The organism is Micromonospora sp. AB353, assembly GCF_049538395.1.
GTDB lineage: Bacteria > Actinomycetota > Actinomycetes > Mycobacteriales > Micromonosporaceae > Micromonospora > Micromonospora aurantiaca.
Window position 1 is genome coordinate 1 of the sequence record NZ_JBMVFV010000076.1, and the last position, 16,702, is coordinate 16,702.

At 73.3% G+C, this 16,702-nt stretch carries 14 protein-coding genes, 1 tRNA gene and 1 pseudogene; 5 read left to right on the top strand and 11 right to left on the bottom strand.

The window, feature by feature from the left end; all coding sequences use genetic code 11:
- From ACPCK6_RS24200 to ACPCK6_RS24215, 4 genes and pseudogenes are all read right to left on the bottom strand, one after another.
- Window positions 1-185: pseudogene (locus ACPCK6_RS24200) on the bottom strand (hypothetical protein); the annotation flags it as partial.
- Between the two features lie 923 nt (window positions 186-1,108).
- On the bottom strand, window positions 1,109-3,064 hold the full coding sequence (locus ACPCK6_RS24205) for a VWA domain-containing protein (RefSeq protein WP_423482313.1): 1,956 nt from the start codon (window positions 3,062-3,064) through the stop codon (window positions 1,109-1,111).
- Window positions 3,065-3,066: 2 nt separating this feature from the next.
- The gene (locus tag ACPCK6_RS24210; protein ID WP_396880047.1) at window positions 3,067-4,548 is read right to left on the bottom strand and encodes a magnesium chelatase ATPase subunit I; all 1,482 of its coding nucleotides are present in this window, start codon (window positions 4,546-4,548) and stop codon (window positions 3,067-3,069) included.
- A gap of 58 nt (window positions 4,549-4,606) precedes the next feature.
- Entirely contained in the window at window positions 4,607-5,575 is a 969-nt protein-coding gene (locus tag ACPCK6_RS24215) for an aldo/keto reductase (RefSeq protein WP_396880046.1), read from the bottom strand.
- 57 nt (window positions 5,576-5,632) lie between these two features.
- On the opposite strand from ACPCK6_RS24215, the gene mgrA reads away from it, so the two are divergent.
- Window positions 5,633-6,622 (top strand): L-glyceraldehyde 3-phosphate reductase, encoded by a 990-nt coding sequence (gene mgrA, locus ACPCK6_RS24220; RefSeq protein ID WP_396880045.1) that lies wholly within the window; start codon window positions 5,633-5,635, stop codon window positions 6,620-6,622.
- Window position 6,623: 1 nt separating this feature from the next.
- Here the strand turns inward: mgrA and ACPCK6_RS24225 are convergent, their stop codons facing one another.
- A complete protein-coding gene (locus ACPCK6_RS24225; RefSeq protein ID WP_423482314.1) occupies window positions 6,624-7,520 on the bottom strand; it encodes a lytic polysaccharide monooxygenase auxiliary activity family 9 protein in 897 nt (298 codons plus the stop codon).
- A gap of 155 nt (window positions 7,521-7,675) precedes the next feature.
- On the opposite strand from ACPCK6_RS24225, the gene ACPCK6_RS24230 reads away from it, so the two are divergent.
- Complete coding sequence (locus ACPCK6_RS24230; RefSeq protein ID WP_423482315.1) at window positions 7,676-9,940, top strand: DUF4153 domain-containing protein; 2,265 nt, start codon at window positions 7,676-7,678, stop codon at window positions 9,938-9,940.
- A gap of 45 nt (window positions 9,941-9,985) precedes the next feature.
- On the opposite strand, the gene ACPCK6_RS24235 is transcribed toward ACPCK6_RS24230, so the two are convergent.
- Both ACPCK6_RS24235 and ACPCK6_RS24240 read right to left on the bottom strand, forming a co-directional pair.
- On the bottom strand, window positions 9,986-10,327 hold the full coding sequence (locus ACPCK6_RS24235) for a VOC family protein (RefSeq protein WP_423482316.1): 342 nt from the start codon (window positions 10,325-10,327) through the stop codon (window positions 9,986-9,988).
- On the bottom strand, window positions 10,324-11,268 hold the full coding sequence (locus ACPCK6_RS24240) for an AraC family transcriptional regulator (protein WP_423482317.1): 945 nt from the start codon (window positions 11,266-11,268) through the stop codon (window positions 10,324-10,326). Before ACPCK6_RS24240 ends, ACPCK6_RS24235 begins: the two co-directional genes overlap by 4 nt.
- Window positions 11,269-11,338: 70 nt before the next feature.
- On the opposite strand from ACPCK6_RS24240, the gene ACPCK6_RS24245 reads away from it, so the two are divergent.
- Complete coding sequence (locus ACPCK6_RS24245; RefSeq protein ID WP_423482318.1) at window positions 11,339-11,827, top strand: anthrone oxygenase family protein; 489 nt, start codon at window positions 11,339-11,341, stop codon at window positions 11,825-11,827.
- Window positions 11,828-11,831: 4 nt separating this feature from the next.
- Here the strand turns inward: ACPCK6_RS24245 and ACPCK6_RS24250 are convergent, their stop codons facing one another.
- From ACPCK6_RS24250 to ACPCK6_RS24265, 4 genes are all read right to left on the bottom strand, one after another.
- On the bottom strand, window positions 11,832-12,311 hold the full coding sequence (locus tag ACPCK6_RS24250; RefSeq protein ID WP_396880039.1) for a GNAT family N-acetyltransferase: 480 nt from the start codon (window positions 12,309-12,311) through the stop codon (window positions 11,832-11,834).
- A gap of 57 nt (window positions 12,312-12,368) precedes the next feature.
- Complete coding sequence (locus tag ACPCK6_RS24255) at window positions 12,369-13,106, bottom strand: DUF3592 domain-containing protein (RefSeq protein ID WP_396880038.1); 738 nt, start codon at window positions 13,104-13,106, stop codon at window positions 12,369-12,371.
- Between the two features lie 190 nt (window positions 13,107-13,296).
- Window positions 13,297-13,369, bottom strand: a tRNA-Ala gene (locus ACPCK6_RS24260).
- An 88-nt stretch (window positions 13,370-13,457) separates the two neighbouring features.
- Entirely contained in the window at window positions 13,458-14,048 is a 591-nt protein-coding gene (locus tag ACPCK6_RS24265; RefSeq protein WP_396880403.1) for a YqgE/AlgH family protein, read from the bottom strand.
- 148 nt (window positions 14,049-14,196) lie between these two features.
- On the opposite strand from ACPCK6_RS24265, the gene ACPCK6_RS24270 reads away from it, so the two are divergent.
- Together ACPCK6_RS24270 and mdlC are read left to right on the top strand one after the other, a co-directional pair.
- A complete protein-coding gene (locus ACPCK6_RS24270; protein WP_396880037.1) occupies window positions 14,197-14,997 on the top strand; it encodes an S-methyl-5'-thioadenosine phosphorylase in 801 nt (266 codons plus the stop codon).
- Window positions 14,998-15,106: 109 nt separating this feature from the next.
- Window positions 15,107-16,699 carry a benzoylformate decarboxylase gene (gene mdlC, locus ACPCK6_RS24275; protein WP_423482319.1) on the top strand — a complete coding sequence of 531 codons (1,593 nt, stop codon included), beginning with the start codon at window positions 15,107-15,109 and terminating at the stop codon, window positions 16,697-16,699.
- Window positions 16,700-16,702: the final 3 nt, after the last annotated feature.

Sequence of the window (16,702 nt, forward strand, 5' to 3'; positions counted from 1 at the left end):
GTCGATGCGCGACTGCTCGCCCTGAACGCCGTGCGGGATCAGCTTGTCACCCTGCACCGTGGCCGCAACCGGCTTGGGTGGGTGGTGGTGTCCGCCGCGTGGGCGGCGACCGGACCGGCGAACACGCCACCGGCGAAAGCCAGACCAGCAACACCCAGAACGCTCTTACGCAGAATCGTGTTCATCACAAGTGCTCCATTCGGGGGTCGACGCACCCGCCGGGGGACGGGATACGTGGGCACCGTCAGGCGCTCAAAGACTTCGGGAGGATCTCTCGGCTGCTCGCGGGGCGGGGGCCTCTACGCGGCGCCGGAAGCATGTCCAACGACCTGCGACCCGCCGTCATTCCCGGCCGGCTCACGCCACCACCGGGGGTGCGGTGCGAGCGGTTCACGTCGTCGGAACCGTGTTCAACGACCAGCCGGCCAGGATCATTCCCGGGCCCTGACGCGTCGTCGCAACCATCGTCAACGACCCGCCAGCCGGGGTGATTGCCTGCGGCTCAGGCCGTCGGAGACGTACTCAACGACTGCGGCCTGGGCTGTGCCCACAGCCGGCACCGCCTCGCTCGGCGGCGCCAGTGCTCGGTCGTTCACTCGGTTACAACGCCCGGCACCCGCCCACGATTCCGCCACCAGAGTGCCGCCCACCACCCCCAACCCGGACACCCCGCCCACAAGCCACCCGCACCAGTCCCCCACCCGGACACCCCGCTCTACACCCGGTGATCAAGGAGTTTGCGGCACTTTCCGGCGCTGCCGAGGGCACATACTCCTTGATCACCCCAGGAGAAACCCTTCCCGGGCGCCCGCAGCGTCGATCATGAGGTTGGCGGCGACAAAACGGACACCACGCACCGTCAACCTCATGATCGACGCAGCCCGCCAGGGCTGACCCGAAGGGCGCCGCAGGCGACACGCGCGACCTTGCAGTTCACGCCCTCCCGGCATCCCGTTTGCGAGTTTTGCCCGGGCAGCAAGTGCAAGATCGCGGGTGAACTGGCGACGGATGCGGCGATCTTGGAGTTGTGGTGCCTCGCGAAAGCCGTGAGTCGGGCATCCCGGGTGCCACAACTCCAAGATCGGCGTCGGGGCGGGGAGCAGCAGGGTCAGCGGCGGCCGTGGCGAGCACGAAGGTAGTCGGAGACGACGTACTCGCCCAGGTCGTCCAGGTCCGGGGTGAACATGCGGCCACCCGAGCGCCGCGCCACCGCGTCCACGAACCGCCGCAGCCCTGGATCGTCACCCAGCATGAACAGGTTGAGCGTCGCCCCGTACCGGGTCAGCCGGTCCACCTCCCGGATCGTCGCCGAGATGGTCTCCGGCAGCGGCGGCCAGTGGAAGTACGCCTCGCCGTCCTCCGGGTCCAGGTGCGCTGTCGGCTCACCGTCGGTGACCACCAGCACCACCGGCTCGGCACCCGGGTGGCGGCGCAGGTGCCGTCCGGCGATCCGCAGCGCGTGCTGGAGGTTGGTGCCCTGCTGCATGTCCGGCTCCACCGCCGCCAGCTCCTGCTGGGTGAGCGGCATCGCCTCCCGGCCGAAGCCGACGATCTGCAGCGCGTCCTGCGGGAACCGGGTCGCCATCAGGTGCGACAGGGCCAGCGCGGTCTGTTTCATCGGACCCCAGCGGCCCTGCGAGATCATCGAGTACGACAGGTCGACGCACAGCACCACCGCCGCCGACGCCCGCCGTTCGGTCTCCACCACCTCGAAGTCCTCGACCGCGAGCGGCACCGGCACTCCGGGACCGGCCCGTCGTACCGCCCGGGCGAGCGTGCGCACCACGTCGAGCGGCTGCTCGTCGCCGTACTCCCAGGGGCGTGACGCCCCGCTCACCTCGCCGGCGGCGCCCGCCGTGCGGAGGTCGTGCTGGCCGCGCGGGCCGGCGGTCAGGTCGGAGAAGACGCGCCGCAGCGCGGTGCTCGCGAGCCGGCGCAGCGCCTTGGGGCTGAGCGTCAGCCCGTCCGCGTCGCGGGTGACCCAGCCCTGGCGGCGCAGTTCGCGTTCCAGCTCCTGCAACCGGCGTACGTCGTCGGCGGCGTCCCGGCCCAGCGTCCGGGCGACGGCCTCCACGTCGACGTCGTCGAGTGTGGCGCCGGGCTGGTCCTGGTCGAGGGAGTCCAGCAGCTCGTCGAGTTCGGCGATCTCGTCGAGCGCGCCGGTGGCCTCGCCGTAGCCGAGCGGCTGGTCACCGCGGACCCGCTCGCCACGCTGCCAGTTCAGGTCCGGCCGCAGCGACCGCAGGTGCGCGTCGAGCTGGGACAGTTCACCGGCGAGCCGGTCGCCGAGCGACTGGCGCATCAGCCCGGCCAGTTCCTCGCGTTGCCGGTCCGACAGCGACCGCATGAGCCGCTCGCCGGCGGCCGCGCGCCGGGCCAGTACATCGATCAGCTCGTCGACGTCAGTGGGGCGTTCCGGGAAGAACTCGCCGTGGCGGCGCATGAACTCGGCGAACGCGTCGGTGGTGTCCTCGGATCGGGCGTGCCGGGCGAGCAGGTCGTTGAGGTCGCGCATCATCTCGGCGAGCTGCCGCTGGACGGCCGGGTCGGCGGTGGCCCGGGCCGCGTCGCGCAGCCCGGCGAACCGCTGCTCCAGCACGTCACCGCGCAGCCCGTCGAGGATCCGCTGGTACGTCTGCCGCGCCTCGTCGCTGGCCCAGTCGTACTCGGAGAGCTCCGACACCGCGCGGGCGGTGGAGCGGGGCAGGTTGTCGAGCACGGCCTCGGCGAACCGGGCGTCGTCGCCGTCGCGGCCGCGCAGCTCGTCGCGTTCGGCGGCGAGCGCCTGGTCGAGCAGTGCCCGGGCCCGGGTGACGGCGCCGTCCAGGTCGCCCCGGCGCAGCGCCTCCCGGCGCAGGCGGCGGGCGCGGGCGGCCAGGTCGTCCAGCCCGCCGCGCCCCTGCGGGCCGCGTCGCAGCAGCTCGCGCAGCGATTCGCGCAGGCTGCCGCCGGCGAGCACGTCCGAGCCGACCGCGTCCACCGCGGCGCGCACGTCGTACGGCGGGGCGAGCGGGTCGGGTCCGCCGCGCCACTGCCCGTACCGGAAGCGGTTGCCGCCGGCCACTGTCAGTCCCGGTCCCCGTAGACGGTGCGCCCGGAGTCGGTGACGTCCTTGCCGAGCCGACGGGTCAGGTGCAGCCCTTCCAGCACGAACTCGATCCCGGCGGCGGCCTCCTCCGGGCTGGGCGCGTCGCCGAGCCCGAGCCGGTCGAGCACCTTGGCCAGCCCCGGCACGGTCCCGACCTGGCGCAACAGCTCGGCCGAGGAGACCAGCTCGCCGGTCTCGACGGCGCCGCCCTCGGCGACGATCGCGGTGAAGCCGGACAGGTCGAGCCCGGCGAGGCGGGCGCGGAACGTCTCGGCGGTGGCGGTACGCAGCAGGTGCGCGAGCACCTCGATCTCGCGCCCCTCTTCGCCGCTCTCGAACTCGACCTTGCCGCGCAGCGTGGAGGTCACCGACACGGTGTCCCCGATCCGGGCCACCGGCGCCTCCGGCCGCGAGGCCGCCCCGGCACCGGCGCCCGCAGAGGCAGCGGCACCGGCCAGCAGACCCGAACGACGCAACGCGGCGGCGGCGACCGTCTCCGCGGCGGCGATGGCGAACCGGGCGGACACGCCGGAGCGCGGGTCCACCGACGGCGACTCCCGCACGTCGCGGGCGAACCGGGCCAGCACCTCCAGCACGTGCTCCGGTACGACGGCGACCAGGTCGGCCTCCTGCCGGATCAGCGCCAGCTCCAGGTCGAGGTCGAGCGGGTAGTGGGTACGGATCTCCGCGCCGAACCGGTCCTTCAGGGGCGTGATGATCCGGCCCCGGTTGGTGTAGTCCTCCGGGTTGGCGCTGGCCACCAGCAGCAGGTCCAGCGGCAGCCGCAACTGGTAGCCACGGACCTGGATGTCGCGCTCCTCCAGCACGTTGAGCAGCGCCACCTGGATGCGTTCGGCCAGGTCGGGCAGCTCGTTGACGGCGAAGACGCCCCGGTTGGTACGCGGTACGAGCCCGAAGTGGATGGTCTCCGGGTCGCCGAGCGTGCGCCCCTGGGCGAGGCGGATCGGGTCGACGTCGCCGATCAGGTCACCGACGCTGGTGTCCGGCGTGGCGAGCTTCTCGCCGTAGCGCATCGAGCGGTGCAGCCAGCCGATCGCCAAATCGTCGCCGGCCGAGCCGACGAGCGCCCGGGAGGCCGGGGTGAGCGGGTGCATCGGGTGCTCGTTGAGTACCGAGCCGGGGATCACCGGGGTCCACTCGTCCAGCAGCGCGCCGAGCGAGCGGATCAGCCGGGTCTTGCCCTGCCCGCGCTCGCCGAGCAGCACCATGTCGTGCCCGGCGAGCAGCGCGCGCTCGACCTCGGGCAGCACCGTGTCCTCGTAGCCCACGATGCCGGGGAAGCGGTCCTCGCCGGAACCCATCCGGGCGAGGAGGTTGTCTCGGAGTTCCTGTTTGACCGTGCGGTACTGGTGGCCGGTCGCGCGCAGCTCGCCGAGCGTGCTCGGCAGGTCGGCGGGCGGGACCGGGGAAACCTGGTTGGGAGCGGTCACCCGATCCACGCTAGCGCGGTCCGGTGACCGGCGGCGCCCGTCGCCACTGACGCCGCCGGAGCGCCGCTTACTTCCCGAGCCGGGCGCGGACCATCCGGGGTACGGCGGCCAGCCCGGTGACCGGGCGGAACGCGTGCGCGGCGGCCACCAGTGCGGCGTACTCGTCGTCGGCGAGGTCGATCTCGGCGGCGGCCGCGTTGCGTTCCATCTGCTCGACGCCGGAGGCACCGGGGATGGCCACCACGTTCGGGCTCCGCAGCACGTACGCGAGCGCGATCTGGCTCGGCGTGGCGTCGTGCGCGTCGGCGACCTCGCGCAGCGTGGCGATCAGCGCGGTGCCGCGTTCCAGGTTCTCCGGCAGGAAGTACGGGTTGGCCCGGCGTACCGCCCCGGCGGGCGGGTTCGTGGCGTCGTAGCGGCCGGAGAGGAAACCCTGCGCCAGCGGCGAGTACGCGATGACGATGCGGCCGGCCTGCTCCGCGTACGGGATGAGGTCTTCTTCGGGGCCGCGGTCGATCATGCTGTAGCGGACCTGGTTGCTCAGCACCCGGCGGCCCAGCGCGGCCTCGGCGAACCGCCACCGGCGCAGACCGTAGTTGCTGACGCCGACCTCGCCGACCAGACCGACGTCCTGCAGCGAACGCATGCCGCGCATGGTGGTGGTGTCGGCGACCACCGGGTTGGCCTGGTGCACCTGGTAGAGGTCGATGCCGTCGACGCCGAGCCGGGCGGCGGAGGCGACCGCGCGCTGCTGCACCACCGGGGCGACCGGCAGCAACGGGAAGATCTTGGTGGCGACCACGACCTTGGCCCGGTCGTCGCCCAGCGCCGCGCCGAGGATGCGCTCGCTGCGGCCGAAACCGTACAGCTCGGCGGTGTCGAACAGGGTGACGCCCAGGTCGAGCGCCCGCCGGACGATCTCGGCGGCCCGGCGCTCGTACTCGGGGCCGTAGCCCCACTCCTTGGAGCCGAACTGCCAGGTGCCGAGGCCGATCTTGGAGATGGGCTTGGGGGTGTCGAGCCGCACGTAACGCATGAGGCCGAACGTACCCGGGCTGCTGCGTGCGCACTCCGGTCCGGACAGAATGGCCTGGTGACCTATCTCGCCAGCGACGACCGATACCACGAGATGATCTACCGGCGCAGTGGCCGGAGCGGACTGAAGCTGCCCGTCATCTCCCTCGGCCTGTGGCACAACTTCGGACCGGACCGCCCCTTCGAGCGGCAGCGCGACATCGTCCGCCGCGCCTTCGACCTCGGCATCACCCACTTCGACCTGGCGAACAACTACGGCCCGCCGCCCGGTTCGGCGGAGGAGAACGTCGGCCGGCTGCTCGCCACCGACCTGAAGCCGTACCGGGACGAGCTGGTGATCTCCAGCAAGGCCGGCTACCTGATGTGGCCCGGCCCGTACGGCGAGTGGGGCTCGCGCAAGTACCTGATCTCGTCGCTGGACCAGTCGCTGCGCCGCCTCGGGCTGGACTACGTCGACATCTTCTACTCGCACCGGTTCGACCCGGAGACCCCGCTGGAGGAGACGATGGGCGCGCTCGACGCGATCGTCCGCTCCGGCAAGGCGCTCTACGTGGGCATCTCCAACTACGACTCGGAGCAGACCGAGCGGGCCGCCGCGATCCTGCGCGACCTGGGTACGCCGCTGCTGATCAACCAGCCGTCGTACTCGATGATGAACCGGTGGACGGAGAGCGACGGCCTGCTGGACACGCTGGAGCGCGTCGGCGCCGGCTGCATCGCCTACAGCCCGCTCGCCCAGGGCCTGCTCACCGACCGTTACCTGACTGGCATCCCGGCCGACTCCCGGGTGCGCACGAGCGTCTTCCTGAACGAGAGCGACCTCGACGAGGAGACGATGGCGACGGTCCGGGGCCTCGCCGCGGTGGCCGAGCGGCGCGGGCAGACCCTGGCCCAGCTCGCCCTGACGTGGGCGCTGCGCGACCCGCGCATGACCAGTCTCATCATCGGCGCGAGCAGCGTCGGGCAACTGGAGGGCAACGTCGCCGCGCTGAACAACCTCGACCTCGCCGGGGACGACCTGGCCGAGGTCGAGGGCCTGCTCGGCTGAGTCACCAGACGCGGCGCCGCCCGGCGCGGTGGTTGCGGACACCGCACGGCCGCCCGGGCGGCGGCCCGCCGGCCCGCCGCAGTCCGATCACCGCCGCCGCGAGCAGCGCGACGACGAGCGCCGCCGCGCCGGCCACGAGCGGCCGGGACAGCGGTCCGCCGTCGGTCACCGTCGCGACCGGCACCGCCGGCTCGTCGTCGGCCGCCGGCCCGGCGAGGGTACGCGGAGGCGACGCGCCCGCCTTCGGCGCTGCCGACGGCGGATCCGGCTCACCGCGTGCCGCCCGGAAGATCACGTCCGAGCAGGAGTAGTACGTGTCCTGGGTGTCCGAGTTCTGCCAGATGACGTAGACGAGGTGCCGGCCGGTACGCCCGGCGGGCAGCCGCCCCCGCATCTCGTACGCGCCCGCGCGGATCGGCGGGTCGGTGACCTCGAGGAACGGCTTCTCCTCCAGATCCGCCCAGGTGAGCACGCGCTTCGGCGAGTACGAGCCGGTGGTGACGTAGTACCGGAACGTGCCCCGGTGCGGGATGGTGGTGCGGTAGCGGAACGTGTGCCGGGCACCGGCCGTGAGCGTGGTGGCGGGCCAGTCGGCGCGCGCCAGGTCCAGTCCCCGGTACGCGGACAGTCCGCCGCTGCACAGCTCACCGTCCGGGATGCGTTCCCGGTCCCGCCCGTCGATCCGGGCCACCCGGATGTTGTCCCACTCGCGTACCGCCGCTCCGGCGGCGACCGCGGCCCGGCAGGCGGGCGTCTGCGCCCGGCCACCCTCGGGCCCGCACGCGGCGGCCCGGCTCAGCGGGCTGGTCGGCGCACCGTGCGCCGCGGCCGGCGCGGCGGTCAGCGGCACCGTCGCGGCGACGGCGGCGAGCGCGGCGAACGCGCGACGTGCGGCCATGTGATCGACCTCCCGCGCACTGGTACGGCCGCGAGCCGCCAAAGGTTCGATCCGCGCCGATCGGCCCGGGCGGCATGACCGAACGGACAACCGGGGCGGCGACGGACGCCTGATGGGCCCTAGAGTGACGAAACCCTGTGATCGAGGAGCGCCCCTTGTCCGACCCGGCATCGTCCCCCGAGCCGTCCCGCGCCGCCCCGGCGGCCGGTCCCGCGCCGGGCGACGTCCCCGCCCCCGCACAGCCGTACCTGCTGGTCCTGCCCACGATGGAGGGCGCTCCCGCGCCGGTGCCGTGGCCCGGCGCCGAGGGGCAACCCGGCTGGGCCATTCCGGTCAGCGTGCCGCCCGGCACCCAGGGGTACGCGTTGTTCCTCCCGCTGGTCCCCGCGCCCGGCCAGCAGACGGCGACGGGCCAGCCTGCGGTGCCCACGCAGGCCGCCGCGCCCACCGCCGAGCGCTCCTCGATGGAGGGTGCTGCCCCGGCCACCGGCGCGAGCGGTACTACCGCCGCCGCCCCGCCGGACACCGTTCCGGCAGCTCGCCGGGAGCAGGCGGATGCGACGCCTCCGGCCACCGGCGACACCGCATCGTCCAGCCCGGATGTCGGCCCGGGGACTCCTGCCGGCTCTCCCAGCACGCCAGCGGCCACCGGCCCGTCCGGCGCCGCGCAGGCGCCTGCCGCCGCTGCGCAGACGCCTGTCACCTCCCCCGGCACGCAGCCGGCCTCCGGGGCGTGGACCGCGCCGGGCACGCAGCCGGCCTCCGGACCGCCGCCCGCGCCGGGTACGCACCGTGCGCCGGGCATGCCGCCTCCGCACGGCGGTGGGCCGGTGCCCGCGCCGCCGTACCCCGGCATGGGGTGGAGCGGGCACCCGCAGGCGCCGACGTGGGCGCCGCGACCCCAGGTGCCGCGGACCTCGTTCCTCGGCGCGCGGTGGCCCGGCCCGAAGGCGGCGACCGGGCGGGCGGTGCCGCTCGCGGTGCTGGCCGCCGCGGTCGGCAGCGCGGTCTTCGTGCCGCTCGGCCGCGTCGGCATCGGCTGGTTCCTGGGGTGGCTCACGCTCACGCTCGCGGTGGTGCTGGCGGTCCGGTCGAAGACCGCGGACCTGCCGCGCGCCGACAAGCTCATCCGGGCCGGGTGGGCGGCGGCCGCGCTGGCCCTGATCGCGGTGCCGGCGTTCCGGAACGCCTGGTGGCTCGTGACGTTCTGCGTGCTCGGCGCGCTCGGCTGCGCCACCCTGGCGATCATCGGCGGGCGGCTGGTGCGTTCGGTCCTGTTCGGCCTGGTGGCGACGCCGTTCGCGGCGTTGCGGGGCCTGCCGTGGGTACGCCGGCACATCACCGCCTCGCCGCAGGAGGCGACGGTACGCAAGGTGACCGTCTCGGTGGTCGCCACGGTCGTGGTGCTCGTGGTCTTCGGCAGCCTGCTCGCGTCGGCCGACGCGGCGTTCTCCGAGGCGCTCGGCTCGCTCGTCCCCGAGATCAACGTCGGTACGGTGTTCGGCTGGCTGTTCCTCGCAGTGGTGGGCGGTCTGATCGCTGTCGCCGCGCTCTACACGCTCGCCGCGCCACCCGACCTGTCCACAGTGGATCGGGCGGGTGAGCGCCGTCTCGGCCTGCTGGAGTGGGCCCCGGCCATCGGCGCGCTCACGCTGCTGTTCGCCGGGTTCGTGGTGGTGCAGTTCACCACGCTCTTCGGCGGGCAGCAGCACGTGCAGCGGGTCGCCGGGCTCAGCTACGCCGAGTACGCGCGCAGCGGCTTCTGGCAGCTGCTCTTCGTCACGCTGCTGACGGTGGCGGTGCTCGGCGGGGTGAGCCGCTGGGCGCGCCGGGAACGGCCGATCGAGCGGATCCTGCTGCGCGTGCTGCTCGGGCTGATCAGCGCGCTGAGCGTGGTGATCGTGGCGTCGGCGCTGTCCCGGATGTGGACGTACCAGAAGGTCTACAGCTTCACCGGTGAGCGGATCTTCGTGATGGCGTTCGAGTTGCTGCTCGGCACGGTCTTCCTGATGATCATCGCGGCCGGCGTCAGGTGGCGGGGCCGGTGGATTCCCGGCACCACGCTCGCGCTGGCCGTGGCGATGCTGCTCGGCCTGGCCGTGCTCAACCCGGAGGACTACGTCGCCCGCCGCAACACGCTGCGGTACGAGCAGACCGGCAAGATCGACGCCTGGTACCTGCGTGCGTTGTCCGCCGACGCCACCCCGGCGCTCGCCAAGCTCCCCGACCCGGTACGCCGGTGCACGCTGAGCTGGATCGCCGACGACCTCGCCGAACCCGACCCCTGGTACGCCTGGAACCTGGGCCGCCAGCGCGCCCGCAAGGCCCTCGACGAGGTCGGCCCGAAGGCGATCGGCGGCCCGAAGGACTGCCGCCGGGCCGACCAGTTCGACCTGCCGAAGACCCGGCGCCCGCGCTGACGTGGCAGGCCGGGCCGCGAATCCCCGCGGCCCGGCCGGCCCCGGTCAGGCCGGGCCGCCGCCGAAGCCGATCTCGTTGCCGTCCGGGTCGTGGAAGATCACCTTGCGGACGCCGTTGTCGTAGATCTCCCGCGCGGTCGGCGTCAGACCGCGGGCGGTGATCGCCGCGACGCGGGAGTCGAGGTCGTCGACGACTACCGTCTGCATGGCGTGACCGGCGTGCTCGGGCCGCACGTCGACGTAGAGGTAGCGGTGCTCGGCCAGCTCCCACACCGCCTCGCTGTCGTTCGGCCGGAACTGCGGCGGGGCGCCGAACAGCCGCTCGTACCAGTCCGTCGCCACCACGAGATCGCGCACCGGGACGCCGGCGAACAGGTCGACAGTCATCCGGCCAATCTATCCGGGTCGACGTGCCGGCGCGGGCTCACGCCGTACCGGCGTTTGAACGCCGCACTCAGGGCGAACGAGCTGCCGTAGCCGACCCGGCGGGCCACCGCGCCGACCGTGGCGCCGGGTTCGCGGAGCAGGTCGGCCGCGAGCGCCAGCCGCCAGCCCGTCAGGTACGCCATGGGCGGCTCACCGACCAGCGCGGTGAAGCGCCGGGCCAGCGCCGCCCGGGACATCCCCACCTCCGCGGCGAGCGACGCCACCGTCCACTGCCGGGCCGGGTCGTCGTGCAGCATCCGCAGCGCGCGGCCGACCACCGGATCGGCGTACGCCAGGTACCAGGCGGGCGCGGCGGCACCCGGCCGGGCGAACCACTCCCGCAGCGCGGCGATGAGCAGCAGGTCGAGCAGGCGGTCGAGCAACGCCTCCTGACCGGGGTCGTCCTTGACGATCTCATCGGCCAGCAGCGGCACCAGCGGCGTGTCCCACGACTCGCGCCGCACCACCGCGAGCGGCGGCAGCGCGTCCAGCAGCCGCCGCCCGACAGTGCCCCGCACCGGGTACGTGCCGGTGAGCAGCACGGTCCGGCCGTCCGGCCCGTTGCCCCAGGTGCGTACGCCCCAGCGCGTCATCGCGAACAGCTCGCGCCCGTCCGGTGTGGTGCAGGTCTGGCCCGGATGCACCACCACCTGCGGTGCCGTGGTCGGGTCGTCCGCCACCGTGTACGGGGCCGGCCCGCGCACGATCGCCACGTCACCGGAGGTCAGCCGCGCGGCGTCGCCGTCCTCCGGCACGATCCAGCCGTCGCCCCGCACCACGGCGACGAGCGTGAGTGGCGCCTCGTCCCGGATCAGCATCGACCAGGGCGGGGTGAGGATCGAACGCAGCAGGAAGGCGCCCCGCGCGCGGGGACCGTCGAGCAGACCGGAGACGGCGTCCACGAGACGATTGAACACAGGATCGCGCGTCCTGACCATGTGCCGTCTCACCGTCCGGCGGTTCGATGAGGACATGCGACTCGTACAACAACTGACGCTGGTCGGCGCCACAGTCGGGGCCGGGCTGATGGCGGGCCTGTTCGCCGCGTTCGCGTACGCGGTGATGCCGGCGCTGCGCGGCGCTGAGGACCGCACGTTCGTGGACGCGATGCAGCGCATCAACGTCACCATCGTCAACGGCTGGTTCCTGCTGGCGTTCCTGGGTACGCCGGTGCTGGCGGCGCTCGCAGCGGTGCTGGCGTGGCGCGGGGCGACCCGGCCGGCGCTGCCGTGGATCGTCGCCGGGCTCGCCCTGTACCTGGTGATGTTCGTCGTCACCGTGGCGGTGAACGTGCCGTTGAACGACGCGCTCGCGGCGGCGGGCACGGCGGATCTCGGAGCGGCGCGGGAGCGCTTCGAGTCCGCCTGGGTCACCTGGAACGTGGTCCGGACGCTGGCGAGCACCGCGGGGTTCGGCGCGCTGTGCTGGGCGCTGGTGCTCGCGGGCCGCGCGACGGGTTGAGCGGCTACGGCTTGTCGTCGACCAACGGCAGGTAGCTCTCCGGCAGCCAGCGGACGACCACCTTCGGGTAGAGCGTGCCGCCGATCCGCCGGTAGAAGCGCTGCGCCGCCTCGTTCTCCGGCTTCACCTCCCACCGGATGACGAGCCGCTCGGCGGCGGCTCGCTCGGCCAAGGCGGTCATCAACCGCAGGCCCACGCCACCGTTCCGAGCCTCGGCACGGACGAACAGGTCGTCGAGCGCGAGGATGTCCTCACCGCTCCACATGTGCAGGCGCCGCTGCGCGGAGACGTAGCCGAGCACCTCGCCGTCCCGCTCGGCCAGCAGGACCGTCACGTCGGCGCGGCCGAGCACCTCACGCCATCGGTCGGGTGTGGCGCCGACGTGTTCGCTCTCCCCCTCGTGGGCCGCGATCTCCCGGACCAGGGCGTCCACCACGGCCGCGTCGTCCGGACCGGCCTGTCGGATGCGGATGGAGTCGTTCACGGTGCTCTCCCTCACGGTCGGATCTCGGCGGACGCTCATGATCGTCCCCGGACGGCGTCACCCCATGATCCGACTTTCGGGCCGTCCTCGATCAGGGCGTCGGCCGGTGCGGCGCATCCACGGAATACGCGCTCCCGTTCGGTCCGCGCTGTTCCCGCTGGTCGTCCATCTCGGCGGCACTCTCGCCGGGCAGGGAGCGCGTGCCGTCCGATCGGCCGGCGAAGCGGGCAAGGGCGACTGTGTTGCGCTGCCGCCGAACCTGCATCTGCACGCATTCACTATGCCTGCATCGAGGAGGCCGCAGGACGACACACCCTCCTGAAGATCCCGCCGGCCCATCTCATCGCGCCGAGGGCCCGTTCTGATCAGCGCGAGCGAGATCACGATCATGACGATGCCGAGGCCCGCCAGGACGGTCGGCACCTGCAGGAGCAGATCCTCCGTCGCGTACCCGTCGGGCGTGGCAGCCAGGGTCGGATCCGTCCTGTCGACGCGTACGTCGAGTAACTCCCCGACGCGGAACTCACTCTCGTCGAGTTCGCTGGAGAACCGCTCCCGGTACCGCACGCCGTCGAACGTGTAGTCCACGGTCAACCTCGTCGCGGCGAACGACCGGGTGATCCTGAACCGTTCGACGTGGACCACTTCACCTGTCGTCTCGGCGCCGACGCGAACCCGCTCGTCGATCGCCTCGTTCAGCCGAACGGTGAGCAGCATCCCTCCGCCGACCAGAAGGGTGCCCAGCACGACCGCGAGGACCAGCTTCAACTCTCGCCGGCCGAACGGGCTCTCCACCGGCCCTCCTCGTGCGTCGGTTCGCATCGGTCAGTCGCCGGTCGGGTGCTTTCGCGCTGCGGGCAGGGCGGGGTCCGGACCTGGTTGCCGATCTTGTCGCCCGGGTTGGCGTATAGGGGGCAGCTGTGCCCAAACGGCAAAAGCGGCATCTCTCGACGAGAAATGCCGCTTGACCTGCACAAAAACAAGGTGGAGCCGAGGGGACTCGAACCCCTGACCCCCACACTGCCAGTGTGGTGCGCTACCAGCTGCGCCACGGCCCCTTGCGGTCGTCCCCGGTCGCCCGGGCACGGAGAGAACTATACACACGCCGCCCGGCATGGTCATCTCGCGGGGGTCCCCGTACCCGGCTCAGTTCAGCGCCACGTCCGGCGGGAAGTGGGCCACCGCCGCCATCATGCCGCCCTGCCGGCGCAGCACCATCGGCCAGAGATCATCCGGCCGGTCGACGAAGGCGTCACCGGGCAGCGCGTCGAACACGAACCAGGAGCCCTCCTCGATCTCGCGCTCGACCTGCCCGGCACCCCAGCCCGAGTAGCCGGCGAACACCCGGATCCCGCCGACGGACTCGCGCAGCTTCTCCGGGTCGACGGAGAGGTCGATGGTGCCGACCGCGCCGGAGACGCGGTGGAAGCCCTTGACCGGCCGGACGGGGTGCCGCATCCGGGCCAGGCAGATGGCGGAGTCGGGCTGCACCGGGCCGCCCTCGAACAGCACCGCCGGGTCGCGGGCCAGGTCACTCCAGTCGCCGAGCACGTCGGCCACCGAGACCTCGGTGGCCCGGTTCAGCACCACCCCGAGGGCGCCGCCGGGTTCGTGGGCGACGAGCAGCACGACCGTACGGTCGAAGTTCGGATCCTTGAGCCCTGGTGTCGCGACCAGCAGTCGTCCGGTCATCGACTCCATGGCTCGGCCACCGATCGCCTGCCCCTCACCCTGCATGTCCGACACCCGTCAGCCGTGCGCCCGTACGGGCCCGAGGCCGTCGACCGTCCACCCTGTCAACGCCATGTCACGCACCATAGCCTGCACCCGGCCCGCTGGTTAAGGTCTGACGGCGGGTGATCGCGACGGATCGAGGGAGGGCCGGATGGCGGCGCAGGCCGAACTGGCGGTGATCGGCGGGTCGGGGCTCTACGCCCTGCTCGACGGGGTGGAGCACGTGGTGGACACCCCGTACGGCGAGCCGTCGGGCCCGATCACCGTCGCCGAGGTGGGCGGTCGCCGGGTGGCGTTCCTGCCCCGCCACGGGCGCGATCACCGCTACCCGCCGCACCTGATCCCGTACCGGGCGAACCTGTGGGCGCTGCGGTCGCTGGGCGTACGCCAGGTGCTGGCACCGTGCGCGGTGGGTGGCCTGCGGCCGGAGCTCGGCCCGGGGACGTTCGTGGTGCCGGATCAGTTGATCGACCGCACGAGCGGACGCACGCAGACGTACTACGACAGGGGCGCGGTGCACGTGTCGTTCGCCGACCCGTACTGCCCGGCCGGGCGGCGCACTCTGCTCGACACGGCGGCGGGGCGTGGCGTGCCGGCGGTGGACGGCGGGACTGTGGTCGTGGTCGAGGGTCCGCGCTTCTCGACGCGGGCGGAGTCGCGCTGGTTCGCCTCGATGGGCGGCACGATCGTCAACATGACCGGCCACCCGGAGGCGGTGCTGGCCCGTGAGCTGGCCCTCTGTTACACGTCGATCGCGCTGGTGACGGACCTGGACGCGGGCGTCGAGGCGGGCGAGTCGGTCACCCACGAGGAGGTGTTCCGGGTCTTCGCGGAGAACACCGACCGGCTGCGCGGGCTGCTGCTGGACGCCGTGGCGGCACTGCCCGCCGAGCGGGAGTGCGGGTGCGGGAGCGCCCTGGACGGGATCAAGCTGCCGTTCCCGCTGCCCTGAGCGCGGGAAGCGCCCGAAAAGTCGCCTTCGGCCCGATAGATTCGGCTGGTCGGGAGACTGGGCACCGGGCCGGCTCCGGCATCCGCGTGCGGAACGGAGGCAGCCGGCGATGGCGACGGTGCGGGAGGCGACCTACGACCTGCTGCGCGCGCTCGGCCTGACCACCGTCTTCGGCAACCCCGGCTCGACCGAGGAGCCGTTCCTCCAGCACTTCCCGGACGACTTCCACTACGTGCACGCGCTCCAGGAGGCGTCGGCGGTCGCGATGGCCGACGGCTACGCCCAGGGCACCGGCCGGCCCGCGCACGTCAACCTGCACACCGCGCCCGGCACCGGCAACGGCATGGGCAACCTGGTCACCGCCTGGCACAACCGGACCCCGCTGATCGTCAGCGCCGGCCAGCAGACCCGCGAGATGCTGCTGATCGAGCCGCGCTTGGCCAGCCCCCGGGCGGTCGAGCTGGCCCAGCCGTACGTCAAGTGGGCCCACGAACCGGCCCGCGCGCAGGACATCCCGGCGGCCTTCATGCGGGCGTACGCCTCGGCGGTGCAGCCCCCCGCCGGACCGGTCTTCCTCTCCCTGCCGATGGACGACTGGGACCGTCCGGCCGACCCGCCGCCGCAGGTGCGTACCGTCGCCACCCGGATCGCACCGGACCCGGACCGGCTGCGGAGCTTCGCCGGCGTGCTGGCCGCCGCCCGCGCCCCGGCGCTGGTGCTCGGCGCGGCGGTGGACCGGTCGGACGCCTGGTCGGACGCGGTCGCGCTGGCCGAACGCCTGGCCGCCCCGGTCTGGGCCGCCCCGGCGCCGGAGCGAGCCGTGTTCCCGGAGCGCCACCCGCACTTCCGGGGCGTGCTGCCGTACGCGATCGGGCCGCTGTCGGAGGCGCTGCGCGGCCACGACGTGGTGCTGGTGGTGGGCGCGCCGGTGTTCCGCTACTACCCGCACGTGCCCGGTGACTACCTGCCCGGTGACGCGCGGCTGCTGCACGTCACCGACGACCCGGACGAGGCGGCCCGCGCTCCGGTCGGGGAGAGCCTGCTCGGCGACGCCGGGCTGACCATGGCCGCGCTGTGCGAGCTGCTGCCGCCGACCGATCGGGCGGCGCCGTCACCGCGCCCGCAGCCGGCCCCGCCCGAGCCGGCCGACCCGCCGAGCGCCGACGCGCTGTTCGCCGCGCTGGCGGACGCGTGGCCGGCGGACGCGGTGCTGGTGCAGGAGTCGCCGTCCAACCTGGCCGCGCTGCGCCGCCGGCTGCCGATCGAGCGGCCGCGCTCGTACCTGACGATGGCCAGCGGCGGCCTCGGCTTCGGGCTGCCGGCGGCGGTCGGCATGGCGCTCGCCGAACGCGACACCGGGCGTGGCCGCCCGGTCGTCGCGGTGGTCGGCGACGGCTCGTTCCACTACTCGGTCCAGGCGTTGTGGACGGCGGCGCGGCTGCGCCTGCCGCTCGCCGTCGTGGTCCCGGTGAATCAGCAGTACGCGATCCTGAAGGCGTTCGCCGAGCTGAAGCACACCCCCGGCGTGCCCGCGCTGGACCTGCCCGGGTTGGACGTGACGGCGGTGGCGCACGGCTACGGCTGCGCCGGTGCGGTGACCACGCTGGACGGGCTCGGCGCGGCGCTGACCACCGCGCTCGACGCGGACCGGCCGACGGTGCTGCCGGTGCCGATCAGCACCGACGTGCCGCGGATCCTGTGAGCC

Coding starts and splice junctions, on each gene's coding strand:
- mdlC (WP_423482319.1), top strand. CDS start 15,107: ATGGCGACGGTGCGGGAGGCGACCTACGACCTGCTGCGCGCGCTCGGC.
- ACPCK6_RS24225 (WP_423482314.1), bottom strand. CDS start 7,520: ATGGCCGCACGTCGCGCGTTCGCCGCGCTCGCCGCCGTCGCCGCGACG.
- ACPCK6_RS24265 (WP_396880403.1), bottom strand. CDS start 14,048: ATGCAGGGTGAGGGGCAGGCGATCGGTGGCCGAGCCATGGAGTCGATG.
- ACPCK6_RS24270 (WP_396880037.1), top strand. CDS start 14,197: ATGGCGGCGCAGGCCGAACTGGCGGTGATCGGCGGGTCGGGGCTCTAC.
- ACPCK6_RS24245 (WP_423482318.1), top strand. CDS start 11,339: ATGCGACTCGTACAACAACTGACGCTGGTCGGCGCCACAGTCGGGGCC.
- ACPCK6_RS24215 (WP_396880046.1), bottom strand. CDS start 5,575: ATGCGTTACGTGCGGCTCGACACCCCCAAGCCCATCTCCAAGATCGGC.
- ACPCK6_RS24235 (WP_423482316.1), bottom strand. CDS start 10,327: ATGACTGTCGACCTGTTCGCCGGCGTCCCGGTGCGCGATCTCGTGGTG.